Here is a 10885-nt window from a genome sequence, read left to right on the forward strand (position 1 = left end):
ACCCTTGGCGGATCCGCGGGTCCGCCAGCGCGTACCCGACGTCCGCCAGCAGGTTCCCCAGCAGGGTGAGGAACGCGGCGATGGTGAGGATCCCCATGATGAGGGGGTAGTCGCGCGACATCACCCCCTGGTAGAAAAGCTGCCCCATCCCGGGGATCGCGAAGATCGTCTCGAAGATCACCGACCCGCCGAGCAGGTCCGGAACCGAAAGCCCCAGGATGGTGACCACGGGAAGCAGCGCGTTGCGCACCGCGTGGCGGAAGACGACCTTCCCCTCCGGGAGCCCTTTCGCGCGCGCGGTCGCCACGTACTCCTGCCGGATCACCTCCAGCATGTTCGACCGCATGTACCGGGACATCGCCGCCACCCCTCCGAATCCGGCCAGCAGCACCGGGAGGAGCAGGTGGTGCGCCCGGTCGGCGAGCTTCCCGGCCGCTCCCAGGGATTCGTACCCCATCGAAGTGAGCCCGGAGATGGGGAGCCACCCCAGTTTCACTCCGAAGAGGATCATCATCAACAGGGCGAGCCAGAACGTCGGGGTGGAAAACCCCGTGAACACGACCACCGTGGAGACGCGATCGAAGAGGGACCCTTTCCGGACCGCCGAGTAGACCCCCACGGGGATGGCCACCAGGAAGATGAGCCCCATCGAGAGGACGTTGATCGTCAGCGTGACGGGGATCCGCTCCCGGATCTTGTCCGCCACGGGGCGGCCGTCGGGCGAGAAGCTGTCGCCGAAATCGAACGTGGCCATCCGGCCGAGCCACCGCCCGTACTGGACGTGGAGCGGCTGGTCCAGCCCGTAGTACGCCTGGAGCCTGGCCCGGGACTCCGCCGTCGCCTTCGGGTTCATGTCGGTGCCCGCGGCGGTCGGGCCGCCGGGGGCCATGTGCATCACGAGGAACGTGATGAGGCTGATCCCGACGAGAAGGGGGACGGAGAGGAGGAGCCGGCGCAGGATGTACCGGAGCATCGGTCCCTATCGTCTCATGGCTGGACCGTGTGCTTCTGGAGCGCCTTCGGGACGTACCACTTGATGAAGTTGTACGAGATGCCGGCCGGGGCCGGCTCGATCCCGTGGAACCGGTTGTGGACGACGGGGAGCGCCTCGGGGACGAAGAGGAACACGTACGGCTGCTCCTCCGCGAGGATCTCCTGGATCCGGAAATACGCCTTCTTGCGCTTCTCGAGGTCGAAGGTGCTCCGCCCCTCGTCGAGGAGCCGGTCGACTTCCGGGTTGGCGAATCCCACGTGGTTCAGTTCCTTGGGGCCGGTCTTCGAAGAGTGCCAGATGTCGAACTGGTCGGGGTCGGGGGGGATGTTCCAGCCCAGGATGACGGCGTCGAATTTGCGCTTGTCGATGAACTCGTTGATGAAGGCCGCCCACTCCACCGTGCGGATCTCCATCCGGATCCCCGCATCCGCGAGGTTCTGCTGGAGGATCGCCGCGGTCTTCGCCCGCGCCTCGTTCCCGGCGTTGGTGATCACCGTGAACTCGAACCGGCGGCCGTCCTTTTTCAGGACGCCGTCCTTGTCCGCCTCCTTCCACCCCGCCTCGGCGAGGAGGGCCCGGGCCCGGGCGAGGTCGTGCGGGTACTTCTTCACGCCCGCGTGGTACGCCCACGTCCCCGGCTTGTACGGCCCCGTCGCCTCCTGACCGAGCCCCAGCAGCACGCCGTCGATCAACGCCTTCTTGTCCGCCGCGTGGGCGATCGCCTGCCGCACCCTCTTGTCCCGGAAGAACGGGTGGGAGAGGCGGAATCCGAGGTACGTGTACGCCGACGCGGTGTATTTGAACTTGTTGAACGACTTCCGGAACTCCTCGGCCTCCGTCTGCCGCGTGTACTGGGGCGGTGTGAGCGTCATGGCGTCCACCCCGCCGGATTTCAGCTCGAGGAACATCGTCGCCTGGTCGGGGATGACGCGGGTGATCACGCGGGCGATGTACGGCTTCCCCTCGAAGTAGTCGGGGCTGGCGTCGAAGACCGTCTTTTCGCCGGTCTTCCACTCCACGAACCGGAACGGGCCGGTCCCGACCGGCTTCTTGTTGAGCGGGCTCTTCGAGATGTCGGGGTATTTTTCCAACAGGTGTTTCGGAAGGATGTGCATCCCCCACGACGCGAGGGCCGGCGCGAACGGCTTGCCGTACTCCACCACGAACGTGTGCGGGTCGGGCGCGGAAGCCCGCTTCACCTGGCGGAAATCCTCGCCGTAGGGGGTCGGCGTCTTCGGGTCGATCATCCTCCGGTAGGTGAACATCACGTCGTCGGAGGTGAACGGGGCGCCGTCGTGCCACCGCACCCCCTTGCGGAGGCGGAAGGTGATCCGCTTCCCGTCCGGGGAGACCTCCCACGACTCGGCGAGCTCCCCTTCGAGCGTAAGCTTCTTGTCGTACCGGACCAGGCCGTTGAAGACGTAGCCGGCCGCCTCGTGGGAGGAGGCGTCCGACGTGACCGCGGTGAGGAAGCCGCTGACGTCTCCGATGCTCCCCTCGACGATCGCATCCCCGTACTCGGGCGGGCCGGACGCCGTCTTTCCGGCCCCCTTCCCCTCCCCTTCCGGCTTCCCGCCTCCGCACCCGGAAAGGAGCGCGAAGGCGGAGATCGCCACGACGAACATCCGCCAATGCCCTGCAGCCGTCACTCCGGGTCCCTCCGCATGGTGATCTTCGCCCAACGGAACGCCATCTCGAGCCGGTCGGGCGGCCCCGGCGACTCCCGCCCCGGGTAGGAAACCGAAACCGTCATCCCGGGGAGCCGGTACTCGGCCCGCGCGAGGAACCTCCGCCCCGGGTCGGAGTACAGGGCCTGTCGTCCGTCGGCGATGGACCATCCGCCGTCCCCTTCCCGGGCGGTCTCCCCTCCTTCGACCGGGAATCCCGGGACGCCGGAGAGGACCCGCGCAACGGACAGGGGGCCCGCCGCGACCGGCGGCGCGCCGCGGAAACCCGCGAGGTCGGCCGCCGGACCCCGCGAAATCTCGATCCTCCGGCCGTCGTTCGCGAGGAACGCGACGCCGCGGCCCAGGGGGTCGTACACTCCGAACGTCTCCTCGTCCGGTCCGGCCGCGTTCACCCCGGCGACGAACGGGACGGCGTCCTTCGAAAACGGCAGGGCGACCCCGGAGAAGGACGCCTTCAGGGGGTACGTCACGTCCCGGCCCATGCCGGCGAAGAATCCCGCCGCGCGGTCCCCCTCGGCGTCCGCGAGCATCGTGCGGGAAGGCGCGCACCCCGAAACGACGGACAGCAGGAGCGGCAGCGCGGCGGCCGCCAGCGCGCCCCTACGCATCACTTGACGGCGGCCCCCGGCCTCCGGAGCGCCATGAGCTTCGCGGACAGCTCCGACGGCTTTTCGTGTCCCTTCGCGATCGCCCGTTCGTACTGGGCCGCCGCCTCGTCGGTCTTTCCCCGCGCCGCGAGGACATCGCCCAGGTGCTCGAGGACCACGGGGTCGTCCGGGACGAGCTGCAGCGCTCTCCGGAGCCCCTCCTCCGCCCGGGGGAAGTCCCCCTGCCGGTACCGGACCCACGCGAGGCTGTCGAGGAAGTAGCCGTCGTCGGGCCGCACCTCCAGGGCGCGAAGGATCAGCTTCTCCGCCTCGGGAATGCGGATGTTCCGGTCGGCGAACGTGTACCCGAGGTAGTTGAGGGCGGTGGCGTGCTTCGGGTCGAGGAGGATCACCTTTTCCATCGAGGCGACCACCTGGTCGAATTTCCCCATCTTGTCGCTGATCACCCCGTGGGAGAACCATGCGCCGGGGCTTTTGGGCGCCTTGACCGTCGCCTCCGTCACGACGGCCAGCGCCTCCTCGTACCGTTTCGACTCCTCCAGCAGACCGCCGAGGAAGATCATCAGGTCGGGATCCTCGGGATACTTCTCCCGCAGCTTCCGGGAGACGGCGATCGCCTCGTCGGCCCTCTTCTGGCGGGAGAGGAGCATCGCGAGGCGGACCGTCGCGTCGCGGTACACCGGAGCGCTCTCCGGTATGCGGCGGAACGCGTCGGCCGCCTCCTGCACCGCCCCCTTCTCCTCGTACGCCGACCCGAGGAAGAAGCGGACCTGCGCGTTTTCCGGTTCCGCCGTCAGGACGAAGGTGAACTCGTTGATCGCGTCGTCGAACCGGTCGCGGTCGAGATACAGGAGACCGAGCTTGGCGCGGACGTCGATGCTGTTCGAGGAGAATTTTTTCAGCTCCTCGTACTGGCCGAGCGCCTGGTCGATCTTCTTCTCCCGGACGAGCACGCGGCCGAGCCGCTCGCGGATGAACGGATTGTTCGGGGCGGAGTGCAGCGCCCGCTGGTACCGCTCCTCGGCCTCCGCGTTCCGGTTGAGGATCTCCAGGACCGCCCCGGAATCGATCAGCGCCGCGTCGAAGCCGGGCGCGACCTCGAGCGCCTTGTCGTAATCGGCGAGGGCGGCCTCGAACTTCTTCTGCGAGGCGAGGATCCGTCCGCGATAGTAGTACCCCAGGTGGGAATCCGGGTTCCGCCCGATGAGGGTCCCCAGGACCTCCAGGGCCTTGTCGTACCGCCCCTCCTCCGCGTGGAGCGTCGCCATGTGGAGGTACGGCTCGTCGTTCTCCGGATCCTCCCGGACCACCCGCTCGTATTCGGCGAGCGCCGCCGCGCGGTCCCCGGAGGCGGCAAGGATGCCGGCCATGAGGTACCGGGACCGGGTGTGCCCCTCGTCCTGCGCCAGCGCCTTCCGAAGCGTCTCCCGGGCCTCCGGAAGCCGCCCCTTCTTGACCTGGATGTTCGCGATCTCGAACAGGATGTCCGGCTCGTCGTCGGAATACTTCAGGGCCTTCCCGTACCAATCCAGCGCGGAATCGAGGTTCCCGTCCCGGTAGTCGAGGTATCCCGCGAGGAAATTCGCGTAGGCGCGTGCCCGCAGGTGGACGGCGCCCGCGGAACCGAACGGTTGGAACGCTTCGGCGCGGGAGGCAAAAAGAATGAGGGCCAGAGCCCCCATCGCGGCGCGGTTTCTCATGCGTTCCCCCGAGGAAAATTGCGATCTTTTTTATTATACACTAAGCCCGAAAGCTGCGAGGAGGGACCGTTGGCCGGGATCCACGCGCTGCGCGAACTGCCCGTTCCGGAAATCCTTTCCGCCCTGCTCTCCCGGGGCGGAGAGTACGGCGAGCTGTTCCGCGAGGAGGTCGTCTCCCTGTCCGTCCTGCTGGAGGACGGGCGCGTCGAACGGGTGGTCTCCGGGGCGGACGCCGGGATCGGCGTCCGGCTCCTCTTTCGCGGGAGGACCTACTACGCCTACACGAACGACCACTCCGCGGAGGCGCTCCTCTCCCTGGCGGGGGACCTGTCCCGCCACGCGGACGCCGGCGGCGTGCCCGTTTCCGTCCCGGGGTCTCCCACGGCGGCGGCGGGCCCGACCGTCGTCCGGATCCCTCCCGGTTCGCGCGATATCGCCTGGAAAGTCGGCCTGGTGCGGGAGATCGACCGGGCGGCCCGGGGATATTCGTCCGGGATCCGGCAGGTCCGCGCGACGTACGGGGAATCGAGGCGGACGGTGGAGGTCGCCGCGCATCCCGGCGTGTTCGCGGCGGAGGAGCAGAATTACGGGGTCCTGGCGGTGCAGTGCGTCGCAGGGAACGGCGCCGGGCTGACGATGGGGTACGAGTCCGCAGGGGGGACCGGGGGGCTCGAGTTCCTCGACGGCGGCGTCCCGGAGACGCTCGCGCGCAAGGCGGCCGGGCGCGCGACGCGGGCGCTGCGTGCAGCGAAACTCCCCGGGGGGCGGATGCCCGTGGTGCTCTCCTCGGAGGCGGGCGGCACGATGGTCCACGAGGCGATCGGGCACGGGCTGGAGGCGGACCTCGCGCTGCGCGGGATGTCGGTCTACAAGGACCGGATGGGGGAGCGGATCGGATCGCCCCTCGTGTCGATCGCGGACGACGCCACCCTTCCCGGAAAGCGGGGTTCGTTCGGGATGGACGACGAGGGAACGCCGGGACGCCGGACCGTGCTCGTGGAGAAGGGGATCCTGAAGGGGTTCCTGCACGACCGCCTGTCGTCGATGCGGGAGGGGGGATCCCCGACGGGGAACGGGCGGCGCGAGTCGTACCGGCACAAGCCGATCCCCCGGATGACGAACACCCTGATCCTGCCGGGGGAGACCCCCCCGGGAGATGTACTCGCGGGCGTCGGCCATGGGCTGCTCGTCCTGAAGATGGGGGGCGGGCAGGTGAACACCGTGACCGGGGACTTCATGTTCGAGGTCGCGGAGGGGTACCGGATCGAGGGAGGCCGGCAGGGCGAGCCGGTTCGCGGCGCCACGATCACGGGGAACGGCCCGGAGGTGCTGTCGATGATCGACCGGGTCGGGTCGGACCTGGGGTTCGGGATCGGCACGTGCGGCAAGGACGGGCAGGGGGTTCCGGTCGGGGACGCCCAGCCCACCCTCTCGATCGGTCCTCCCTACATCACCGTGGGGTGATGCGCGCGCCCACTCCTTCTTGCCTTTTCCGCGGGGGCGGATAGAATGCCGTTTATACGGAACTGGGAGGGATGCCATGACGATCCGGCGCTTGTCCGTCTGCCTCACCGTCTTCCTCGCGCTGTTGCTGTCCGCCCCGCTCCACGGGGCGGAAAATCCGGACGCGGCCGCCGCGCCGGAGTGCCTCAAGGGGACCGTGGCGAAGGTGACCGAGGGGGCGCTCGCCCTGAAGAACACTTCCTTCCCCGACGAGACGCTCCCCAAGCGGGACATATCGATCCTCCTGGACAAGGAGACCACCTATTTCGACGGGACGAAGAAGGTGAACCGTGCCGCGCTGACCCCCGGGCACATCGTCCTCGTGTACTGCAAGATGGCGGGAAAGGAACGGAAGGCGGCCCTGGTGCGGATCATCGGGGGGAAGAAGCTCTGACCGCCTCGCCCGCCCCGTCCTCTTGGTAACGCGCCTCCTCGAAGTCCTCGCGGGCTTCGTCATATTCGTCATCTCGTCGCTGGGGCTTCCCGGCATCGTCCTGCTGATGGCGATCGAGTCCGCGTGCATCCCCCTTCCGTCCGAAGTGATCATGCCGTTCTCGGGGTACCTCGTGTACAAGGGGGTCCACACGCTCTGGGGGGTGGGGCTGGCCGGCGCCGTCGGGTGCGTCGTCGGATCGGTGCCCGCGTACTACCTCGGGATGTACGGAGGCCGCCCGCTGATCGAGAAGTACGGGAAGTACATCCTGATGTCGCGCCACGACCTCGACCTGGCCGACCGGTGGTTCTCCCGCCACGGGGAGGCGACCGTCTTCCTCGCCCGCCTGCTCCCGGTCGTCCGCACCTTCATCGCCTTTCCCGCCGGAGTCGCCCGGATGGACATGAAGCGGTTCATCCTCTATACCTTCGCCGGATCGCTCCCGTGGTGCCTCGGGCTCGCCTGGGTGGGGATGGTCATGGGGGAGAATTGGCCGACGCTCCGGGTGTACTTCCACCGGTTCGACCTGCTGATCGGGGCGATCCTGCTCGCCGGGGTCGTCTGGTACGTCCGGCGGCACCTCAAGCACCGCGTCATGGAATCATCCGGCCGCTGATCGGCGCACCCGTTACGACGATTCGCGCACCAGCCGCATGACGCGGAACGATTCCGCGTACTTCGGCCGGCGCGAACCTTTCCGCACCGGGGCCCGGCGCGCCTCGTCCATCGCCCACCCGTAGATCCTCGGGGAGATGTCCCGGTCCCCCAGCTGGCTCCGGTGGACGGACAGCGCCGCGATCTTCGCGTCGATCGTCTCCGCGACGTCGATCCAGGTGTTCGGGGAAGGAGTGGAGCTCACGTAGACGGCGTGGACCTTGTGGGGCGCCCCGGCCTCCGGCCACAGAAGCTCCATCTCGGCGCACGGGAACACCGCCTCGAGCGCCGCCTGTCCCGCCGCCCGGTGGTCGGGGTGGTTCACGTACCGGTCTCCGAAAAACAGGGCCTGGGGATCGTTGCACAGCACGACCTCCGGGCGGAACTTCCGGATCCGCCGGACCAGTTCCTTCCGCAGGGGCACGGTGGCTACGAGCTCGCAGTCGTTCCTTCGCAGGAACACGATCCGCGATACCCCGAGGATCCGGGCGGACTCCCGCTCCTCCCGCTCCCGCACCCGCGAAAGCGCCTTTCGCGTGAACTTCCGGTCGTGCGTCCCGGCGTTCCCGCTGGTTATGAGGACGAACGTCCCGGCGACGGTGAACTCGATGTCGTCGGGGTGCGCGTAGATCGCCATCGCCGACCGGGGCACGAACGAATCGTCGAATCGTGGCACGGCCTCTCCTTTCCCATCCTCCGGGTCTCTGCGGTAAGATGCCTTTTCATCCCGCGCGGACTCCGCGCCCCCGAAGGGGAGCCGAAACCCTGGAGAACCGGTTCACCGCGATCATCGCCGAGGCGGAGAAGGCGCGCAAGGGGGTGGCGGCGTGCGCGGTCGCCTTCCTCGTCCTCGCCGTCCTCTGCTTCCTGTTCTCCGAGCGCGTGCTGCTGGCGCTGGTGCGGCTGCTGGGGAGGAAGCTCGTCTCCTACTCGCCGGAGGAGGGGTTCATCGCGCTGGCCTCCCTGTCGCTCTACTGCGCGTTCATGCTGACCCTCCCCCTGGCGGGGTACCTGGTGTGGCGCGGCGTCATCCTCCCGCGGGTCCCCGCGTGGCGCCGGTGGGGAGTCCCGGTGATCGTCCTGGCGACCGCCCTGTTCCTCTGCGGGGTGCTCCTCGGGTACTACGTCCTGCTGCCGGCCGGGATCGGGTTCCTCGTGGGGTTCGAGACGCGGGACGTGAAGGCCCTGCTGTCGGCGAAGAAGTTCATCCACTTCTGCGGCGGGATGCTGATCGCGCTGGGGCTCGCATTCGAGGCTCCCCTCGCGTCGTTCTTCCTCGCGAGGCTGGGGGTGCTGAAACCGGACTTCTTCCGGGACCGGTGGCGGTACGCGATCCTGATCTGCACGGTCGTTTCCGCGGTCATCACACCGACGCCGGACATCTACAACATGACGCTGATGGTGATGCCGCTCCTCGGGCTCTACGCCGTCTCCTTCCTCGTCGTCCGGGCCGCCGCCCCGCGCGAGGCTCCGCCGGCGGACGACGGGCCGCCGTAGGCGGAGGAAGAGACGTCAGGGGCGCAGGGCGAGCCCGAGGTCGCGGAGCATCCGCAGGTCGTCCTCCGCCGGACGCCCCGCGGTGGTGAGGTAGTTCCCGGCCATCGTGCCCGTCGCCCCCGCCGCGAACATCAGCGCCTGCAGGTCCCGCAGGTTCACCTCCCGACCGCCGCAGACGATGATCTCCCGCGTGGGATTGGTCAGCCGAAGCATGGCGACGATCCGGAGGCAGCCGGTCGGGGTGAGCTCCCGCCGCCCCTCCATCGGCGTGCCGGGGACCGGGTTCAGGAAATTGACCGGGATGGAGTCGACCCCGAGCTCCCGGAGGGTCAGGGCGAGCTCGACGCGGTCCTCCGGCGACTCGCCCAGCCCGAAGATGCCGCCGCAGCAGACCCACGCGCCGGCCGCCTTCGCGGCGCGGACCGCCGCGACGTCCTCCTCGTAGTCGTGGGTGGTGCAGACGTTCGGGAAGAAGGAGCGGGACGTCTCGAGGTTGTGGTGGACCGACCGCAGCCCCCGGGACAGGAGGTACGATACGTCCTCCGCCTTCAAGGTGCCGAGGCTCACGCACGTCTCCAGCCCCAGCTCCGCCCGGATCCGGGAGACGGCGTCCCCGACGCGGGTGAGTTCCCCCCGGTTCACCATCGACAGCCCCGATGCGACGATCGAGAACTCCCGGGCGCCGCGGGCCTTCGCATCGGAGGCGGCGCGGAAGATCTCCTCCTCCGTCAGCAGCGGGTATTTGCGGATCTCCGCAAAGGAGCGGCTGGACTGGGCGCAGAAGGAGCAATCCTCCGAGCAGAGCCCGGACTTCGCGTTCACGATCGAGCAGAGGCGGATGCCGTCCCCCTTGAACTTCCGGCGCACGCCTTCCGAAACGTCCAGCAGTCGCCAGAGGGCGGCGTCGGGAAGGGACAGCACTGCAAGGGCGTCTCCCTGCCCGATCCCCTCTCCCGACATCGCCTCCGAGCGGATCCTGTTCCAGAACGGTTCCAACGATCTCCCCGCCTTCCGTGTCGAAATCGAAGGAATCCATTCTCAGGGCGCGGGATGCCGGCTGTCAACCGGCGCCCTGCCGGAAGGGAGTTCGGTTCCCCACCCCATTCGAATTTCTTTACAATGGCCGGATGGGGTATTCCGCCCGCCTCCTGGTGTTCGACCTGGACGGCACGCTCGTGGATTCGAAGGAGGACCTGGCCGCCGCCGTCAACGTGGCGCTCGAGTCGTTCGGCGTCCCGCCGCTGCCGCTTTCAACGGTCTGCGGCTACGTCGGGGACGGCGCGGTCGCGCTCCTGCGGAGGGCGCTCCCCCCGGAGAAGGCCGGCCTGCTCCCGGAGGTGCTCGACCGTTTCCTCTCCTACTACCGGAGGCACCTGCTGGACACCACCCGCCCGTACCCCGGGGTGGTCGACGCCCTCCGGAAATGGTCGGGGATGTACCGGATGGCGGTGCTGACGAACAAGGGGCTGTCGATGACGGAGGCGATCCTCTCGGGACTCTCCCTCGACGGGTACTTCTTCGAGGTCCGCGGGGGCGACAGCTTCCCTAAGAAGAAGCCGGATCCGCAGGGGCTCCTCCACATCCTCGCGGAGGCCGGAGCACCCCCGGGCGAAACGTTGATGGTGGGCGACTCGAAGAACGACGTCCTCGCCGGGAGGGGCGCGGGAACGATGACGTGCGGCGTGACCTACGGGCTCGGGGCGTCCGGTTTCGCGGAGCACCCGCCGGATTTCACCGTCGACCGGTTCCCGGAGCTGTTCGCCAGGATCCGGCCGGCGGAGTAGGATCGGGGGCGCGTTGGCGGACAG

General features: G+C 68.6%; 11 protein-coding genes. 5 read left to right on the top strand and 6 right to left on the bottom strand.

Annotation, left to right across the window (positions count from 1 at the left end):
• The 4 genes from HZB86_11285 to HZB86_11300 all read right to left on the bottom strand — a co-directional run.
• Positions 1 to 973 (bottom strand): ABC transporter permease (locus tag HZB86_11285; GenBank protein ID MBI5906105.1); only part of this gene is annotated, 973 nt, incomplete at its 3' end.
• A 14-nt stretch (positions 974 to 987) separates the two neighbouring features.
• On the bottom strand, positions 988 to 2619 hold the full coding sequence (locus HZB86_11290; protein MBI5906106.1) for a peptide-binding protein: 1632 nt from the start codon (positions 2617 to 2619) through the stop codon (positions 988 to 990).
• 20 nt (positions 2620 to 2639) lie between these two features.
• Positions 2640 to 3290: a hypothetical protein gene (locus HZB86_11295; protein MBI5906107.1), complete on the bottom strand. Its 651-nt coding sequence runs from the start codon at positions 3288 to 3290 to the stop codon at positions 2640 to 2642.
• The gene (locus tag HZB86_11300) at positions 3290 to 4990 is read right to left on the bottom strand and encodes a tetratricopeptide repeat protein (GenBank protein ID MBI5906108.1); all 1701 of its coding nucleotides are present in this window, start codon (positions 4988 to 4990) and stop codon (positions 3290 to 3292) included. Before HZB86_11300 ends, HZB86_11295 begins: the two co-directional genes overlap by 1 nt.
• Before the next feature lie 87 nt (positions 4991 to 5077).
• Here HZB86_11300 and HZB86_11305 point away from each other — a divergent pair, with 87 nt between their 5' ends.
• The 3 genes from HZB86_11305 (at position 5078) to HZB86_11315 (ending at position 7542) form a co-directional block, all read left to right on the top strand.
• The gene (locus tag HZB86_11305; protein MBI5906109.1) at positions 5078 to 6454 is read left to right on the top strand and encodes a TldD/PmbA family protein; all 1377 of its coding nucleotides are present in this window, start codon (positions 5078 to 5080) and stop codon (positions 6452 to 6454) included.
• Between the two features lie 76 nt (positions 6455 to 6530).
• Positions 6531 to 6887: a hypothetical protein gene (locus HZB86_11310; GenBank protein ID MBI5906110.1), complete on the top strand. Its 357-nt coding sequence runs from the start codon at positions 6531 to 6533 to the stop codon at positions 6885 to 6887.
• Between the two features lie 22 nt (positions 6888 to 6909).
• Positions 6910 to 7542, top strand: coding sequence for a DedA family protein (locus HZB86_11315; protein ID MBI5906111.1), 633 nt, complete (start codon positions 6910 to 6912; stop codon positions 7540 to 7542).
• Between the two features lie 12 nt (positions 7543 to 7554).
• Here HZB86_11315 and HZB86_11320 read toward each other — a convergent pair whose 3' ends face one another.
• Entirely contained in the window at positions 7555 to 8217 is a 663-nt protein-coding gene (locus HZB86_11320; GenBank protein ID MBI5906112.1) for a PIG-L family deacetylase, read from the bottom strand.
• A gap of 77 nt (positions 8218 to 8294) precedes the next feature.
• Between HZB86_11320 and HZB86_11325 the strand changes: the two genes are divergently transcribed.
• Positions 8295 to 9077 carry a twin-arginine translocase subunit TatC gene (locus HZB86_11325; protein MBI5906113.1) on the top strand — a complete coding sequence of 261 codons (783 nt, stop codon included), beginning with the start codon at positions 8295 to 8297 and terminating at the stop codon, positions 9075 to 9077.
• Positions 9078 to 9092: 15 nt separating this feature from the next.
• Here the strand turns inward: HZB86_11325 and bioB are convergent, their stop codons facing one another.
• On the bottom strand, positions 9093 to 10037 hold the full coding sequence (bioB, locus tag HZB86_11330) for a biotin synthase BioB (protein ID MBI5906114.1): 945 nt from the start codon (positions 10035 to 10037) through the stop codon (positions 9093 to 9095).
• Between the two features lie 167 nt (positions 10038 to 10204).
• Between bioB and HZB86_11335 the strand changes: the two genes are divergently transcribed.
• Entirely contained in the window at positions 10205 to 10861 is a 657-nt protein-coding gene (locus tag HZB86_11335; GenBank protein MBI5906115.1) for an HAD-IA family hydrolase, read from the top strand.
• The last annotated feature ends 24 nt before the right edge of the window (positions 10862 to 10885 follow it).

The sequence above is a fragment of the Deltaproteobacteria bacterium genome, assembly GCA_016234845.1.
Taxonomy (GTDB): domain Bacteria; phylum Desulfobacterota; class Deferrimicrobia; order Deferrimicrobiales; family Deferrimicrobiaceae; genus JACRNP01.

Coding starts and splice junctions, on each gene's coding strand:
- HZB86_11325 (MBI5906113.1), top strand. CDS start 8,295: ATGCCTTTTCATCCCGCGCGGACTCCGCGCCCCCGAAGGGGAGCCGAA.
- HZB86_11320 (MBI5906112.1), bottom strand. CDS start 8,217: ATGGCGATCTACGCGCACCCCGACGACATCGAGTTCACCGTCGCCGGG.
- bioB (MBI5906114.1), bottom strand. CDS start 10,037: ATGTCGGGAGAGGGGATCGGGCAGGGAGACGCCCTTGCAGTGCTGTCC.
- HZB86_11290 (MBI5906106.1), bottom strand. CDS start 2,619: ATGTTCGTCGTGGCGATCTCCGCCTTCGCGCTCCTTTCCGGGTGCGGA.
- HZB86_11310 (MBI5906110.1), top strand. CDS start 6,531: ATGACGATCCGGCGCTTGTCCGTCTGCCTCACCGTCTTCCTCGCGCTG.
- HZB86_11300 (MBI5906108.1), bottom strand. CDS start 4,990: ATGAGAAACCGCGCCGCGATGGGGGCTCTGGCCCTCATTCTTTTTGCC.
- HZB86_11295 (MBI5906107.1), bottom strand. CDS start 3,290: ATGCGTAGGGGCGCGCTGGCGGCCGCCGCGCTGCCGCTCCTGCTGTCC.
- HZB86_11335 (MBI5906115.1), top strand. CDS start 10,205: ATGGGGTATTCCGCCCGCCTCCTGGTGTTCGACCTGGACGGCACGCTC.